General features: G+C 50.6%; 14 protein-coding genes and 4 pseudogenes. 10 read left to right on the top strand and 8 right to left on the bottom strand.

What is annotated here, in order from left to right; translation table 11 throughout:
* The first annotated feature begins 47 nt into the window (after positions 1–47).
* Complete coding sequence (locus A8F97_RS12550) at positions 48–1007, top strand: AEC family transporter (protein WP_014698964.1); 960 nt, start codon at positions 48–50, stop codon at positions 1005–1007.
* A gap of 49 nt (positions 1008–1056) precedes the next feature.
* Complete coding sequence (locus tag A8F97_RS12545) at positions 1057–1281, top strand: zinc ribbon domain-containing protein (RefSeq protein ID WP_014698965.1); 225 nt, start codon at positions 1057–1059, stop codon at positions 1279–1281.
* A gap of 8 nt (positions 1282–1289) precedes the next feature.
* Here the strand turns inward: A8F97_RS12545 and A8F97_RS12540 are convergent, their stop codons facing one another.
* The 3 genes from A8F97_RS12540 to xseA all read right to left on the bottom strand — a co-directional run bounded on the left by A8F97_RS12540 (position 1290) and on the right by xseA (position 4292).
* On the bottom strand, positions 1290–1634 hold the full coding sequence (locus A8F97_RS12540) for a protealysin inhibitor emfourin (RefSeq protein WP_033071035.1): 345 nt from the start codon (positions 1632–1634) through the stop codon (positions 1290–1292).
* The gene (locus A8F97_RS12535; protein ID WP_014698967.1) at positions 1631–2674 is read right to left on the bottom strand and encodes a M4 family metallopeptidase; all 1044 of its coding nucleotides are present in this window, start codon (positions 2672–2674) and stop codon (positions 1631–1633) included. Before A8F97_RS12535 ends, A8F97_RS12540 begins: the two co-directional genes overlap by 4 nt.
* Positions 2675–2897: 223 nt before the next feature.
* On the bottom strand, positions 2898–4292 hold the full coding sequence (gene xseA / locus A8F97_RS12530; RefSeq protein ID WP_014698968.1) for an exodeoxyribonuclease VII large subunit: 1395 nt from the start codon (positions 4290–4292) through the stop codon (positions 2898–2900).
* Between the two features lie 171 nt (positions 4293–4463).
* On the opposite strand from xseA, the gene guaB reads away from it, so the two are divergent.
* The 4 genes from guaB (at position 4464) to A8F97_RS12510 (ending at position 8881) form a co-directional block, all read left to right on the top strand.
* Positions 4464–5930 carry an IMP dehydrogenase gene (guaB, locus tag A8F97_RS12525; protein WP_014698969.1) on the top strand — a complete coding sequence of 489 codons (1467 nt, stop codon included), beginning with the start codon at positions 4464–4466 and terminating at the stop codon, positions 5928–5930.
* A gap of 107 nt (positions 5931–6037) precedes the next feature.
* Positions 6038–7615: a glutamine-hydrolyzing GMP synthase gene (guaA, locus tag A8F97_RS12520; RefSeq protein WP_033071036.1), complete on the top strand. Its 1578-nt coding sequence runs from the start codon at positions 6038–6040 to the stop codon at positions 7613–7615.
* A 154-nt stretch (positions 7616–7769) separates the two neighbouring features.
* Positions 7770–8030: a hypothetical protein gene (locus A8F97_RS12515; RefSeq protein ID WP_127087860.1), complete on the top strand. Its 261-nt coding sequence runs from the start codon at positions 7770–7772 to the stop codon at positions 8028–8030.
* Positions 8027–8881: a PA4780 family RIO1-like protein kinase gene (locus A8F97_RS12510; protein WP_033071037.1), complete on the top strand. Its 855-nt coding sequence runs from the start codon at positions 8027–8029 to the stop codon at positions 8879–8881. Before A8F97_RS12515 ends, A8F97_RS12510 begins: the two co-directional genes overlap by 4 nt.
* Before the next feature lie 292 nt (positions 8882–9173).
* On the opposite strand, the gene A8F97_RS12505 is transcribed toward A8F97_RS12510, so the two are convergent.
* Positions 9174–10052: an aldo/keto reductase family oxidoreductase gene (locus tag A8F97_RS12505; protein WP_033071038.1), complete on the bottom strand. Its 879-nt coding sequence runs from the start codon at positions 10050–10052 to the stop codon at positions 9174–9176.
* 29 nt (positions 10053–10081) lie between these two features.
* Positions 10082–11080, bottom strand: coding sequence for an NADP-dependent oxidoreductase (locus tag A8F97_RS12500; protein WP_227001551.1), 999 nt, complete (start codon positions 11078–11080; stop codon positions 10082–10084).
* Positions 11081–11121: 41 nt separating this feature from the next.
* Between A8F97_RS12500 and A8F97_RS12495 the strand changes: the two genes are divergently transcribed.
* Positions 11122–11724, top strand: coding sequence for a TetR/AcrR family transcriptional regulator (locus tag A8F97_RS12495; RefSeq protein ID WP_015729865.1), 603 nt, complete (start codon positions 11122–11124; stop codon positions 11722–11724).
* A gap of 109 nt (positions 11725–11833) precedes the next feature.
* Positions 11834–11947, top strand: a pseudogene (locus A8F97_RS24645) (helix-turn-helix domain-containing protein); the annotation flags it as partial.
* A gap of 143 nt (positions 11948–12090) precedes the next feature.
* On the opposite strand, the gene A8F97_RS12490 reads toward A8F97_RS24645, so the two are convergent.
* Together A8F97_RS12490 and A8F97_RS23275 are read right to left on the bottom strand one after the other, a co-directional pair.
* Positions 12091–13536, bottom strand: a complete 1446-nt coding sequence (locus A8F97_RS12490; RefSeq protein ID WP_015729866.1) for a tetratricopeptide repeat protein — start codon at positions 13534–13536, stop codon at positions 12091–12093.
* A 105-nt stretch (positions 13537–13641) separates the two neighbouring features.
* Positions 13642–14004 (bottom strand): annotated as a pseudogene (locus tag A8F97_RS23275) (helix-turn-helix transcriptional regulator); the annotation flags it as partial.
* On the opposite strand from A8F97_RS23275, the pseudogene A8F97_RS12480 reads away from it, so the two are divergent.
* Both A8F97_RS12480 and A8F97_RS12475 read left to right on the top strand, forming a co-directional pair.
* Positions 13998–14503 (top strand): annotated as a pseudogene (locus A8F97_RS12480) (FMN-dependent NADH-azoreductase); the annotation flags it as partial. The pseudogenes A8F97_RS23275 and A8F97_RS12480 overlap by 7 nt on opposite strands.
* 17 nt (positions 14504–14520) lie before the next feature.
* Positions 14521–14829 (top strand): annotated as a pseudogene (locus A8F97_RS12475) (YciI family protein).
* Positions 14830–14937: 108 nt separating this feature from the next.
* Here A8F97_RS12475 and A8F97_RS12470 read toward each other — a convergent pair.
* Positions 14938–16068, bottom strand: coding sequence for a linear amide C-N hydrolase (locus A8F97_RS12470; protein WP_014698980.1), 1131 nt, complete (start codon positions 16066–16068; stop codon positions 14938–14940).
* Positions 16069–16180: the final 112 nt, after the last annotated feature.

The following is a 16180-nucleotide window of genomic DNA, read 5'->3' as shown; positions in this document are numbered from 1 at the left end:
CGCCCCCGTTTCATCTCTGACAAACCGAATAATAATCAAGGAAAGCCATGTCCTGGGAAACCTGGAGTTTTGCATTCAATGTTACGATGCCTAATGTGCTTATGTTGTTGATTGGCATGGTATTACGTAAGCTAAATGTGTTGAACGATGCCTTTTGCGATGCCGCGATGCGGTTAGTGTTCAACCTTTCCTTGCCTTGTCTGTTGTTTTTCAGTGTTGCGACCAATCATCAGTCGTTCTCAGAGCAGTGGCCGCTGGTGGTGTATGGCACCGTGGGGACGCTGGCAACCTTCCTGCTATTGGAAATAGTGGCGATTCGTCTGGTCAAAGAACCCTCGGAGAGGGGCATCTTCGTTCAGGGTGGTTTCCGCTCCAACACGGGCATCATGGGCATGGCGTTTGCGATGAGCGCCTATGGTGAGGAAGGGGTGGCCGTCGGGTCCATGTATCTGATGGTGACGGTGATTATGTTTAACGCACTGTCTGTCATTACGCTGACGCGCAGCTTGCAACGGCAATCTCCGGAGCAGAAGATCCCAGCAAGTCAACTGTTGCGGGGGATTGTAACGAATCCGCTGATCATTGGCCTGCTCCTTGGGGCGGCATATGGACAGAGCCAACTGCCGATGCCGAGTATGATTAAGCAAACTGGCGGCTTTATTTCCTCAATGGCGCTGCCGCTGGCGTTACTCTGTGCCGGAGCGAGTCTGGAATGGCGTAGTATGTTCCGCTCATCCAACGTCGCCATGCTCTCCTCCGTGGCTAAGCTGTTGGTCGTTCCGGGACTGCTGACGCTCGGGGGATGGTTGGCTGGCTTCCGGGGTGTTGAACTGGGTATCATCTTCTTGTTTTCCTCAACGCCGACGGCATCGGGAAGCTACGTAATGACGCGAGCGATGGGGGGCAACGCCACGCTGGCGGCGAATATCATCGGGCTGACGACAGCGGGAGGCTTCTTTGTGATTGCGCTAGGGCTCTACTTTTTACGCTCACTGGGCGTGATTTAACGCGGGCGTTGAGCGCACATGTTTAGCGATAAGATCGGGAGGCGATAAGATGGATGCAATCTGTCCACACTGCCATAGTGTGATGGACTGGCAAACCGGCAATACATTTCAGTGTGTCGCTTGCCAGCAGCATTATCTGCGTAAGGCTACGTGCCATGAGTGTAACCACTCACTTCAGGAACTGAAAGCCTGTGGCGCGGTGGATTACTTTTGTCAGCAGCACGGGATGATTTCCAAACGGCGGGTCGTGTTCAGCTACGCCCCTGCCGATTAAGTCAATTGTTACTCCTGTACACCATTGCGCCACAGATCGGTCAGTTCCGGCGGTGCGCGCTCTTCGGGGATCAGCAGGATGACATCGGCATATTGATTCTGCTGCGAGTGACTGTAACTGATGTGGATGCGGTAATAGAACTGGTCGCCGCGTCCCGGACCATCTGGTTCGCCAGGTTCACGAGCTTGGGGAAAGGCATCACGGAGCGCATTACAAATGCGCTCCCGTTCGGATGATGTCACGCTGGCGAGCGCGAAGCGTCGCGGCCCCGCCAGCTTGGGTATCCAGGCGAATCCTCCTTCACGCGCCAGCTCAATGATGGCGTCGTCGTTGAGGGCCGGCAGCGTTCTCATAAGAATTCCTGTCGTACCTCCACACCCACGGTTTCCCATGACTGCTGAACGATGTCGGCAACGGTGTGGTTAAAACGCTTAGCGGCATGTTGAATGGTGTGGCGCGCGAAAATCTCGAAATCTGCATTTTGCGGCAGCGCTTTGTCACACAGCGTGTCGTACCAGATACGACCGGCTTTTTCCCAGGAATGCCCGCCCAGCGCGATAGCTGTCAGATAGAATGCCCGGTTGGGAATACCTGAGTTCAGGTGTACGCCGCCGTTATCTTCCCGCGTGTTGACATATTCGTTCATGTGGGAGGGCTGGGGATCGGTACCCAATAACTCATCATCATACGCGGTGCCCGGATGAGACATCGAGCGCAGCCCCATACCATGGATACCGTCTGCCAGAAGTTCTGCGCCGATAAACCAGTCGGCCTGCTCGGCGGTTTGCCCTAAATGATACTGTTTGACCATGGAACCAAAGACGTCAGATAGCGATTCATTGAGCGCACCGGACTGACGGAAATAAATCAGCCCCGCTTCATGCTCGGTGATGCCGTGAGCGAGTTCATGCGCAACCACATCAAGCGCAATCGTGAAGCGATTGAATATTTTGCCATCGCCATCTCCGAATACCATCTGCTGCCCGTTCCAGAAGGCATTCTGGTAATCCTGACCGTAATGCACGGTGCCAGCCAGTGTCAGCCCTTCAGCGTCCAGCGAATTGCGTTGGAAAACCTTCCAGAAAAAATCATAGGTTACGCCTAGATAGTCATAGGCTTCATCCACAGCGATATCACCGTTGCTGGATTGGCCTTCAGCGCGTACCAGTTTGCCCGGCAACTGTTGCTGTTGTTCGGCATCAAGGATACGGCGATTTACCTGCCCGACGGGCAATTTTTCATGGGGTTCCGGGCGCGGGTTGTGACTGACCATTAATGACTGAACGTGCATGAGCGTTTGCTGCGCACAGTGGCGCTGCTCGTCGGTTCCGTTTGCGATAATACGATGCAGAATATAAGGGGGGATCACGCTACAAATCTGTCTGGACTTCATACCTCATCTCCTTGAAAACACTCATCAGGGGTAACACAGACGATCAATAAAGCTCACTGCATTTTTATCCCATCCGCTTCATCGCGCAGGTGCTGTTTGAAGTATGGCGGGGATAAATTTTAGTGAGCTAGAAATGAGTATAGTTCAGATGTCAGGGGCAAGAATGGGGGATCGACGTCGTTTTAGGATAAATCCCCATTTCGTGCATTTTATGCCAATCGCGTTATTTTGGCGTCTGGGATGAGGGTTTTCGCCGCTTTTTCACGGAGCTTGGATTTGGAACCAGCGTCGTGACCTGGCTTTCCACCCAGCCGTCCTGCAAACGGGTTTTCAGTGTTTCACCGGGGATAATTTGCGCGACATTTTTCAGCACATTACCGTCCGGTGCCGTGGTGACGTTATAACCGCGTGCCAGCGTTGCCAGCGGGCTAACGCCCTCCAGTCGCGAACAGGCGACGCCCAGCTTCTGCTTATTTTGATTCAACTGACGATCGACCGCGCTCTGCATCTGATAGCTAAGTTGCTGTAAACGCTGTTGTGCACGATGAATTCGGGTTTGCGGCTGCTGTTGCATCAGGCGCTGTTGTAAGCGTTCACTTCGGCGCGAGGCTTGCCGAAGCTGTTGCTTCATGGCGTCATCGAGTCGCTGGCGCAGTTTGACCAACTGCGTCTGCTGACGTGCGAGTCGCAGTTGCGGATGTTGCTGCTGCAAGCGATGGTGCAGGCGGGTAAATTCCCGGTTGCGCTGGGCAAGGTAGTAGTCCATCGCCATTTCCAGCCGCTGGCGTTGGGACTGTATCTGACGCAGTAGCTCAAGTTGGTTACGACTCACTAACTCGGCAGCGGCGGACGGCGTGGGCGCACGCAGGTCACCGACGAAATCGGCGATGGTGACATCGGTTTCATGGCCGACGGCGCTGACGATAGGAATGCGGCTGGCGAAGATGGCGCGAGCTACCCGTTCGTCATTAAAGCTCCAGAGATCTTCCAGTGAACCGCCGCCGCGCCCAACAATTAACACGTCACATTCATCTCTTTGGTTAGCTAGCTCAATAGCGCGAACAATCTGTAGCGGCGCGTCTGCGCCTTGCACCGACGTGGGATACACGATAACCGGCAGTGACGGATCGCGGCGCTGCAATACCTGCAAGATATCATGCAGTGCGGCACCGCTGGCTGACGTAATCACGCCGACCTGTTTGGCGGGAGAGGGGAGCACTTGCTTAAACTGCTGCTCGAACAGCCCTTCGGCGGCGAGACGCTGCTTGAGCTGTTCAAACTGTTGCTGCAACAGGCCATCGCCGGCGGGCTGCATACTTTCCGCCAGCAACTGATAGTCGCCACGGGGTTCATACAGCGTAATGCTCGCGCGAATAAGCACCTGTTGACCGTTTTGCGGGCGGAACGTCACTTTACGGTTGCTAGTGCGGAACATTGCGCAGCGCACCTGCGCCCGTTCGTCTTTCAGCGTGAAATACCAATGGCCAGATGAGGGCTGAGACAGGTTGGAAATTTCGCCGGAGAGCCAAATCTGGCCCATTTCCATTTCCAACAGTTGTCTAACCGTCTGATTCAGTCGGCTAACGGTAAAAATTGCAGAGGAGGGAAATTGAGACATTGTGAGCCAGATCAAATTTTAAAACAGTCACTTAATTGATCGATACTACCTACCTGAAACAGGTAATCAAGCATTTTAGTAAAATAATGCTGGAGGCAACCGATTACGCTCTGTATAATGCCACGGCAATATTTTATCTATTCTTACATCCACCTTGGTGAGATATTGCCCATGCTACGTATCGCTAAAGAAGCACTGACGTTTGACGACGTTCTCCTGATTCCTGCTCATTCTACCGTTCTGCCTAACACTGCCGATCTGTCCACGCAGTTAACGAAAAACATTCGCCTGAATATCCCTATGCTGTCCGCAGCGATGGATACCGTTACCGAATCCGGTCTGGCCATTGCGCTGGCGCAGGAAGGCGGTCTGGGCTTTATTCACAAAAATATGTCGATTGAGCGTCAGGCTGAAGAAGTTAGCCGCGTGAAAAAACATGAAAGCGGCGTTGTGGTCGATCCACAAACCGTAACGCCAGAAACAACGCTGCGTGAAATGAAGGAACTGACCGAGCGTAATGGCTTTGCAGGTTACCCGGTTGTAGCAAAAGACAACGAACTGGTCGGTATTATTACCGGTCGTGACGTGCGTTTTGTTACCGATCTGGAAAAACCGGTTAGCGCGTTTATGACGCCGAAAGAGCGTCTGGTCACGGTTAAAGAAGGCGAAGCGCGTGATGTCGTGCTGCAAAAAATGCACGAAAAACGCGTTGAAAAAGCGCTGGTGATTGACGATCAATTCCACCTGATCGGCATGATCACGGTAAAAGATTTCCAGAAAGCAGAACGTAAACCGAACGCCTGTAAAGACGAACACGGTCGTTTGCGTGTAGGCGCGGCAGTTGGCGCTGGTGCGGGTAACGAAGAACGTGTTGATGCACTGGTTGCGGCTGGCGTTGACGTACTGCTGATCGACTCCTCACACGGCCATTCCGAAGGCGTACTGCAACGCATTCGTGAAACCCGCGCCAAATATCCGAACCTCGAAATCATCGGCGGAAACGTTGCGACGGGCTCAGGGGCGAAAGCGCTGGTTGAAGCCGGCGTTAGCGCGGTGAAAGTTGGTATCGGCCCTGGCTCTATCTGTACCACTCGTATCGTGACCGGCGTGGGTGTACCGCAGATTACGGCGATCTCTGACGCGGTTGAAGCGTTAGAGGGCACGGGCATTCCGGTCATCGCCGATGGTGGTATCCGTTTCTCCGGCGACATCGCTAAAGCTATCGCAGCCGGTGCAGCCTGCGTCATGGTCGGTTCTATGCTGGCGGGCACGGAAGAATCTCCGGGCGAAATCGAACTGTATCAGGGGCGTTCATTCAAATCTTATCGTGGTATGGGTTCACTGGGCGCGATGTCCAAAGGCTCATCTGACCGTTACTTCCAGACCGATAACGCGGCTGACAAACTGGTGCCGGAAGGTATCGAAGGCCGCGTAGCCTATAAAGGCCGTCTGAAAGAGATCGTTCACCAGCAGATGGGCGGCTTGCGCTCCTGTATGGGGCTGACCGGTTGCGCCACCATTGACGCGCTGCGTACGCAGGCTGAGTTTGTGCGCATCAGCGGCGCGGGCATTCAGGAAAGCCACGTTCACGACGTTACCATTACTAAAGAGTCACCAAACTACCGTATGGGTTCATAAGGTAATTTGCGGGCTGATTTAACCCGATAAACCCGGTACTATTGCCTGCCTTTTTAGGGCTATTCGCCGGGTTTACTTATTTTTTAGCTTTTTGGAACACGCTCCTCATGACTGAAAACATTCATCAACACCGCATTCTTATTCTGGATTTCGGCTCGCAGTACACGCAACTGGTCGCACGTCGCGTGCGCGAACTGGGCGTTTACTGTGAACTGTGGGCATGGGATGTCACGGAAGCGCAGATTCGCGGCTTTAATCCGAACGGGATCATCCTGTCCGGTGGCCCGGAAAGCACCACCGAGTTTGGCAGCCCACGCGCGCCAGAATACGTTTTCAACGCTGGCGTACCGGTATTAGGCGTGTGCTACGGTATGCAGACGATGGCGATGCAGTTGGGTGGCCACGTTGAAGGTTCCAACGAGCGTGAGTTTGGTTATGCGCAGGTAGAAGTTAAGACGGATAGCGCTTTGGTGCGTGATATTCAGGATGCGTTGAGCGCCACGGGCGCGCCGCTGCTGGATGTCTGGATGAGCCACGGCGACAAAGTGACGGCTATCCCAGAAGGGTTTGAGACCGTTGCCAGCACCGATACCTGTCCGTTTGCCATCATGGCTAACGAAGAGAAGCGTTTTTACGGCGTGCAATTCCACCCGGAAGTGACGCATACCCGTCAGGGCCAGCGCATGCTGGAGCGTTTTGTGCGCGATATCTGCCAGTGTGAAGCTCTGTGGACGCCAGCCAAGATTATCGACGATGCGGTGAACCGTATTCGTGAGCAGGTGGGTAACGACCATGTGATTTTGGGTCTGTCTGGCGGCGTGGATTCTTCCGTTACCGCGATGCTGCTGCACCGTGCGATTGGCGATCGTCTGACCTGCGTGTTTGTCGACAACGGCCTGCTGCGCTTGAACGAAGCCGATCAGGTTCTGGAAATGTTCGGCGATCATTTCGGTCTGAACATTGTGCATGTCGCGGCGGAAGATCGCTTCCTGAATGAACTGGCTGGTGAAAACGATCCAGAAGCCAAACGTAAAATCATCGGTCGCGTGTTCGTTGAAGTGTTCGATGAAGAAGCCAACAAGCAAACCGACGTGAAATGGCTGGCGCAAGGCACCATCTACCCGGATGTAATCGAATCCGCAGCGTCTGCTACCGGTAAAGCACACGTGATCAAGTCACACCACAACGTGGGTGGACTGCCGAAAGAGATGAAGCTGGGTCTGGTTGAGCCGCTGAAAGAGCTGTTCAAAGACGAAGTGCGCAAGATCGGTCTGGAACTGGGTCTGCCGTACAACATGCTGTTCCGCCATCCGTTCCCTGGCCCAGGTTTGGGCGTGCGCGTACTGGGTGAAGTGAAGAAAGAATACTGTGACTTGCTGCGTCGTGCGGATGCGATCTTCATCGAAGAACTGCACAAAGCCGATCTGTATAACAAAGTCAGTCAGGCATTCACCGTCTTCCTGCCGGTTCGCTCCGTGGGTGTGATGGGTGATGGTCGTAAATACGATTGGGTTGTCTCACTGCGTGCGGTCGAAACCATCGACTTTATGACCGCGCACTGGGCACACCTGCCATACGACTTCCTTGGCCGCGTTTCCAACCGCATCATCAACGAAGTCGACGGCATCTCCCGCGTCGTTTATGACGTATCGGGCAAGCCACCGGCAACGATCGAGTGGGAATGATTGGGCATCCAGAACTGACCTGCTTTCTCTAGCAAGAAACATCCTGAAGCCCGCGTAATAGCGGGCTTTCGGCTTTTTTGGCTGGCAAATTCTGGCAATTTTGTGCAGTGCCAAGTTCCGTGTTTATATAGCCAGCACAGCCGTTGAAGCCTTCTTGTTTCGCTACAACTCCTCAACCCTAAGCAGACAAGAAACCATCACCTTTTGTCAATATGGTATTGATGGGATAACTCTTTCAGCGGCGTATGAACGGCTTAATGATGTAAAGAAGACGATCGCAACGGGAGCAGGCAAGCAAAATCCGGTAATTATTGGTAAAATTAAAATCTTTCTTCAGACTCTGCCATTTTTTACAGTATCGCCGTCTTTGTTATTGATACGAAAAGCGGCTGAAATAGGGCATAAAGCCGCATGAAAATCCCAAATAGGCTCCAACCTCTGGTCGATGATGGCCTCATAGACGATGTGCTCCAACGCTTGAAAAGCGGCAAGGAGGCGGACGTTTACACTGTTTTATGTGGTGACAAAATCCAGTGTGCCAAAGTTTACAAAGAAGCAATGCAACGTAGCTTTAAACAGGCAGTGCAGTACCAGGAAGGGCGCAAAGTCCGTAATACGCGTAACGCCCGTGCAATGCAAAAAAGCTCAAAATTCGGACGCAAGCAACAAGAAGAATCCTGGCAAACGGCGGAGGTCGAAGCATTGTTCCGTCTTGCTAATGCCGGTGTTCGCGTACCACAACCCTATATTTGCATTGACGGTGTGTTATTGATGGAGTTGGTCACAGATGTTGAAGGCGCTGTTGCTCCACGCCTTAGCGATGTGATTCTAACGGAAGAGAGTGCCGTTGCTGATTTTAATACGATGATCCGCAATATCGTGCGCATGTTGTGTGCAGGTATTGTACATGGTGATTTATCGGAGTTTAACGTGCTGCTCGATGCGCAAGGACCGGTAATTATCGACTTGCCACAAGCTGTGGACGCCGCCGCCAACAACCATGCTGAATCTATGTTTACACGTGATGTTAATAACATCACCGCTTACTACGGTCAGTTCGCGCCACAATTATTGCAAACACGGTATGCGCAAGAAATCTGGATGTTATATGAAGACGGAAAATTAACCCCAGAAACAGTGCTAACCGGCCTCTTCGTTGAAGCGGCGCATGAAGTGGATATGGGTTCACTGATTGATGAAATCATTGCCGCTGAAGATGAGTTCTACGAACGTCAGCGGGCAAAAAAAGAACGTGACGATGAATAATGGTTGGAGTGATATAAGTCGTTGGTGGCCCTTTCAGAGATACAGTGAAAACTGAATTCGGGTTAGCCGCCAGGTGCCATTTATATCGTCTTGTGCGCCACCATAAATGGCGGTCTTACACCAAATGAATCAGAATGTTTGTTCTGGGAAAATGTTAAAACCGCAGTCAATTTTGTGCCCACAACACTCTGTGCTAAATAGCAAAAAGCATATCTAAACCCGCATAGCTGCGGGTTTTCCCATTATGAAGACGGCGGTTTCTTATTAAAGACACCCGCCACCTAAGGCGTGATTAATCAACCTGTCGCGAAATGTTATTAAGCTTTGTGATTTGCTCACCTGACAATACAAGATCTGCTGCGGCGAAATTCTCTCTGAGATGCGTCGTAGATGACGTTCCTGCGATGACAAGAATATTAGGAGATCGCTGTAGCAGCCATGCTAATGCAACCTGCTTTGGCGTCGCTCCGACCTCGTTAGCCACTTGTGAAAGGATCGACGATTGCAGTGGCGAGAATCCGCCCAGCGGGAAGAAGGGAACGTAAGCCACCCCTTGTGCCGCCAGAGCATCGATGAATTCATCATCGTCACGCTTGACCAAATTATATTGGTTCTGGACGCACACGATTGTCGTTATCGACTTAGCTTCGGCAAATTGCGTGGGTGAAACATTACTCAAGCCAATATGACAAATAAGGCCCTGCTGTTGGAGTTGAACAAGTACTTCCAACGATTCAGCTACCGAACGATCGTCCGGTCCGTGCGCGCCGCCTAGCCGCAGATTGACAACATCAAGCGTTTCCAGTCCGAGGCTTGTGAGGTTCTCATGCACAGCACGCTTGAGCCCATCCGGCGTATGATCGGGTACCCAAGATGCATCGTCACCACGCACGAAACCGACTTTGGTAACGATCGTCATCCCACTCGAATAGGGCGACAACGCTTCGCGGATTAGCTGGTTGGATACGCCCGGGCCATAGAATTCGGCTGTGTCGATGTGATTGGCTCCCAGAGCTATCACCTCGCGCAGTACTGCCAGAGCAGCGTCTTTGTCGCGCGGTGGACCCCAGACGTGCGGGCCGGGCAATTGCATGGTTCCATAGCCCATGCGTTTCAGGTTCAACGATGTACCGATCGGGGTAAATGTGCCACCAAGGTGCGAGGTATTCATGAAATTATCCTAATGTGGGTTGTTGAGGTTTATTGTGAAAGTACGACGATCTTACCGCGTGCATGACCGTAGATCTGGTAGTCCCACGCTTCGTCAAAGCGATTTAAAGGAACTGTGCGATCAATGATCACCTTCACATTTCGACTGGCGATCGTTGCGACGAGATCGCCGAGACGATCGGCAAAGGGCTTGGCATAGAAGATGCTGGCCGTTACTCCATGTGCTCGTGCTTCTTCCTCGTCGGGTGGCATGACTGTAGAAATGAGGCGTCCACCCGCGCGGAGGACTTTGTAGGATCGGCTTTGTGTCTCTCCACCGACGAGGTCGAGAACCATATCGACATCAGCAGCCAGACAGGTGAAGTCCTGCGAACGATAATCGATGACTTCGTCGGCTCCCAGACTTAGTGCAAGGGTAAGGCCACTGCCAGACGCAGTTGCAATTACGCGCGCGCCTGCCATGCGGGCGAACTGGATAGCAAAGCAGCCAACGCCGCCTGCGGCAGCATGGATCAGTACCGTTTCATGGGCTTTCAACCTGCCGTAGGAGAATAGGGCGTGCCAGGCGGTGATCCCTGCTGTCGGAATCGCGCTGCCCTGTGCGGCTGAAAGGTTTTCAGGCAACTGCACGCATGTGTGAGCGGGTGCAACCGCAAAATCTGCAAGGCCACCTCCTGACCCGGCATCAACCCAGGCAATTACCTTGTCGCCGACGTTCCATTGTGTAACATCTCCACCAATGCGCTCAATTGTCCCCGCGAAATCGGTGCCTAGCGTGATAGGCATGGTGATGTCGAAGAACTGGCGTGCGATCCCCGATGCCACGAGTGCATCAAGAGGATTGAGTGCCGTTGCCTCCACGCGCACGAGCACATCGTTTTGGCCGACATCAGGTACGGGGATGTCCTCCCTACGCGGTGCTTCTGTGAAATTGTGAATGCGTATGGCTCTCATGTGTGATTTCCAAAGTTGGGGAAAGTAGGTATCGATGATATATTTATGCACTAAGTGCAAAATAAAATATTGCACTTGGTGCAAATTTTCAAGAAAAAAATATGTGAGAGCTTGGTATGGAACATGAGTTGAAACGCAAAGACGGCGTTCGCGAAAAGAAGCGCCGCGACATGCATCGCCGCATCACTGAGATAGGTCTGAAGTTGTTCGCTGAGAACGGCTATGAAGCCACGACACTTGATGCGATTGCCGAAGCGTCGGGCATAGCCCGACGAACTTTCTTTCATTACTTCCGCTCTAAGGAAGAAATCATTTTAGCCTGGCAAAATGCGCTGCCGGGCGAGTTACACGCCGAGATACTGAAGCAGGGGGGGGCAGCATCACCAATCACCACGACCCAAGCTGCGCTGGTTGCTCTGGCGGTAAATATGCGTCCAGATGTCGCGGTGTTGATTGGCAGAATTGTGCAGTCAACCGAGCAGCTCCAATCGGGCAATCAGGCTAAATTTCTGCGAATGGAGCAAGCAGCCTACGAAGGTCTGTGCGAGATTTGGCCAGATTCTGAGAAACGTTTTGGCCTACGTCTTGCAGCAATGATTGGCGTCGGAACAATGCGGCTTTCGATCGACGCATGGGTTGCCGAAGGATGTCAGAGGCCACTAGTAAAGCACCTTGAGGAAAATTTTGGTTGTCTTAAAACCGAACTAGGTGCCTGCTAAGCGATCGGGGATTATGGTTTGTTTACAGGGCGGATCTTTTACGAAAAGGGAAAGTTCGAGTGTAATCGATAATGAATTTACCTGTTGCACAAGCGCCCTGAGCGGCTGGCTGGCGTCATCCACGCTGGCGAATGCGCTTACCAGACACAGGCCGAAAGGAGAGCATCTGATTGCTGAAACGATGGGGGAAAGGCTGGAAGAGATTTGGCCAGGCGTGAGGTGAGAACTGGGAGTCGGGTACATAAACGACAAAGCGCCATAGTTTAATGGCGCTTTGTCTGTGTAAGCCGTAAATCCTATCGTGCGTGTGATGGTGCCGCGGATGTAAAATTTTCATTTTACTGCTCGGCGTGCGACGCGATTTTCCTAATACTTCAATATCCCTGCTTTAAGTACATCCACTTCCTTGCCATTAATCGTGGCGGTAGCGGAGGTGACCTGATATTCCAGATCGCTGAACTGGCAAAAATCGGGTTTGTACTGTGGGAGCAGAGTAGATTCATGGGAAAAAATGAATTTTTCTCCAATCATTCTGGCATCAAAGCTACTTAACCCAAAAGGTGGGAACGCAAGCACCTGTTCAGCCGAAGCGCCCTCGCTGTTTTTTAGTCGCAGTGTTGCGCGAAAATTGGCGACTTCACCTAGTTTATTTGTATTGATAGAGAAATTAAGCTCGCATTTATAGGGATTATTATCTCCACCGAATGGGCTCGATTCATGCTTTAACATTAAGACAGGTAATACGTCGCGCGTCGCTTTTCTCTCGCGCTTATCCTTTTCACACTGGCGAAAATAACTGTTATCTGTACTCTCTTTGTACTTTTGGGCTTGATGACAATCCACATCAACGTACTGTCCGCTGTAATACATCTGGGATAAATATCTGCTGGCGCTAGTCACGTCATTTTTATCGGCCTGTTCAAATAATGCATACGCCTTACGGTAATCGGCCTTGATGAGTACGCCATCGTAATACATTTTTCCCAAATTCATCAGTGCGTTGTCATTGCCTTGTTTTGCTGCCCGCTCATACCATTTTTCAGCTTCTTCTCCGTCTGCATGAATACCCCAGCGTCCTTTTTCATATACCGCACCAAGAATGTTTTGTGCCTCTGGATGACCGCCTTCGGCAGCGACACGGAACCATTTAAGGGCTTCAATATTCTCATTTTTGATATCGGCATAGCCAAAATTATAGAAATACCCGACCAGGAAATTTATTTCTGGATCGCCATCTTTTGCCCAGAATGTCGCCAGCCGTAGCACATCCCGTTTGCTAAAGCCGATACGGGTAAAGAAACGTTGCGTCTCTTCATCACCACTGGTGAGGTATCTTTTGGCGACATAAATTAACGCAGGACGCTGTGATATATCGCTATCGGCATTGGCTTTTGCGCTATACAGGTAATCGATGACTATCTCTATTACATCAGGCGGTGTTTTGAGATCGGCGCGATTCATCTTTTCTGCAAACTGTCTGGCGCGTTCTTTATCCTGCGCCACGCCTTTGCCGTATTGATAAAAATACCAGACGTTGTAGCAGCCAAAATTGCCGTCTATTTCGCAGGCTTGTTGATAATACTGGAGCGCTTGCGTGGTATTTTGCGGAACGGTGATACCGTATTCATAGATGAACCCTAGTGTACTCAATGCTCGCGGGTCGCTGTCTTTCGCTAATGCTGTCAGCGCGGTTAATGCATGAGTATCCTGCTGCGTCAGGCGTTCGTAGAGTGCATCGATCTTGTCATTGGCCTGACTGATGGACATTGCTGACAGACTGAGCAGCGAGGCAATTATTGTTTTCCTTATCATCGATCTCATTTCCTTACTTCATTCCCTGAGTGAATAGCAATGTGTAGCAAAGGTACCGGTCAACGTGATGGTTTGCCGTAAGTTGTGTTTTCTGGAACCATCGACTCAATCACCATCGTCATTATCTAACGCACTTGGTTTGTTATTTCTCAACAGCGCCCATTTTCTGAACTGGGTCGGCGTCATCTCCATCTGCTGAGAAAAGGCGCGTCTGAAAGCAGTCTCTTCACTATAACCGCATTCGGCGGCAACCTGCTTGATATTGGTCATTGGGTTTTCAAGCAACAGACAGGCCATTTCGATCCTGACGCGGGTAATAAAGTTCTTCGGACTTTCCGCCGTAAGTTCTTTTAGCTTGCGGTGAAGCGTTCGGTCACTGAAATTCAGAGCGCTGGCTAACGCTTCTGCGGTGATTGCTGGGTTTTCGTAACGAATGAGCTGTTCAGCACGCAGCAGTAGGGGATGTAGTTAAAGATGAAATACGCCACTTAACGGGGCCGATTGCCGCAGGGTTTCGCCAAATAGCGTCCTCTTCAGCGGATGACGCCACGCTGCGGGAACACCAATTGTCTGATGCGTTAGTCGCGGAATTTCTGGCGCATGACATTATTGTTGTTGGTGCACCGATGTATAACTTTTCCGTCTCTAGCCAACTGAAAGCGTGGCTGGATCGGCTTGCGCAGGCTGGAAAACCTTTAAATATACGGAAAAAGGTCCGGTAGGGCTGTTTGGGGGAAGAATGGTTATTGTGGTTTCTTCCCGTGGTGGTTTCTATACCACACCACCTTTTTTAGATATGGATTTTCAGGAGCGCTATCTTCAGGGTTTTTTCCGGTTTCTTGGTATTAGCGATATTCATTTTATCCGTGTGGAAGGGGCTTCAAAAGGGGAGGAAATCAAGAATCGTGAAATTCACAATGCGAAATCCTCTGTCCATTCCATTATTACATCTATAGCCGTTCAATAATCATTGAGGTAGCAATCATGCTCTATGCTATTACGCTTTCTTATACCAGCCCGAAAGATGAACTTGAAAAGAGTATTGATGCGCACAAAAAATGGCTGGCTGATAACATTAAAAAGGGAAATGTTATTTTTGCTGGCCCACTGGAAGATGGATCCGGCGGGTTTATTTTAGCCTACGGGTTAGCACTTTCTGATATAAAAGATCATCTTTCCGATGATCCGTTTGTCAATTTGGGATTAGTCAAAACAGAAATAAAGTAAATTGAGCCAGGGATCTGTTCGAGCCATTTCTATGCTGAATGGGCAGGAGATGCGAAGTTGTTATAAGTAGTCTGTAGATAGCCTTAATTATTATCATGAGCGAAAGCGCCATGTTCCCATGACGCTTTAACATCATTGTCTAATAAACGGAATGTTAGGGAATAATTTTCCTATTTATAATCCTGCAAATTTAAATGGTGTAGCAGGTTTAAAATGCCCTGAGGCTTGGCCAGAGTAAATTATACTTTGGTTTGGCCCTAAATCTAACTTGCTGGCGCTATTTCCTCGCGGAGCAAAATCGATCTTCTTCAAGTCAACCCAAAAGATATTGGGAGAAACAGCAGATTCAAAGAAGTATTGCAGTGATGTATGGTCGATAACGGTACGCCAGCGCGTTGAGGCAATATTCGGCACGTTAGGTAAGGAATAGCCATAAGGAACCGACACATTACGTATGATACTGAATGCAGTGGCTAAGTCCGCTTTGTCTTTTTCTATTTTACTTTTCTCTGCTATCCCAGGAATGAGTTTATTCGGGGTAGTATTTTCCACATAGAATGAGGCTCGAACGAAGCGATCGGCTGCGCGGTTTGTTCCTGGCAGCATCACATTACCACCGATCTGATCCCAATAGGCATTAAGCGCTAACTGCTGATCGAACGTGGGGGAATTGGTCATCACCTGATAGCTCTTATTATGGTGAATAACCTGTTTGCCGTCGATATATTCAATAATCGCACTGTCGCCAGAGGAATCAGATAATGAAAGGTGCAGTGTTGCCTTCCGGTCCTGCCCCGGTACGTCTTTGGTAACCAGTATAAATTTTTCCTGTTGTAGCGATTTTACGGCCTCATCGACGGTAGCAAAATTATCCAACACGTACTGGGCCCACGCGGCGACGCTTAATCCCGGTTTTTTCGCTGTCGGTTTGGTTTTAGGGTATTCAGATTCTGCCAACCATAGCACGTTAGCCGCCAGCCCTTTCTCATTCAAACCATCGGTTGTGGAAGCCATTTTCTCGTCGCCATCAAAAGCAGAGGCAATAACACTGCCGTATTTTGATGTCCACTCCAGAGAATACTGACCAGCAGCGCCAGAGCGGTTTAATTCTCGTGGGAAAATCCAGAGATTAGTATGGGTATCCTCTGCCCAGTCCATTGAACGGGCGGTAATAGGGTAATCAGGATTTTGTGGGTCCAGATAAACAAAGCGCGTACAGGCGAGTGAAACCGCGGAGCCCAGTGTTAATGCGGCTAATGATAATGCACATACCGTAGACTTAATACGCTTATTATTTTTAATCATTTAATTTCTCCACTTTCTACCAGAGGTGTATCGTTAATTGAATTCGCAGGTTTATTATAGTCAGTGGTTTTTTAATGGTGTTAAATAATTAAAATAAACTGAAAAATGTTTG

Source organism: Pectobacterium parmentieri (genome assembly GCF_001742145.1).
Lineage (GTDB): Bacteria > Pseudomonadota > Gammaproteobacteria > Enterobacterales > Enterobacteriaceae > Pectobacterium > Pectobacterium parmentieri.
The sequence above is the reverse complement of the archived record's forward strand: the minus strand, read 5'-3'. Positions and strand labels throughout refer to the sequence as shown.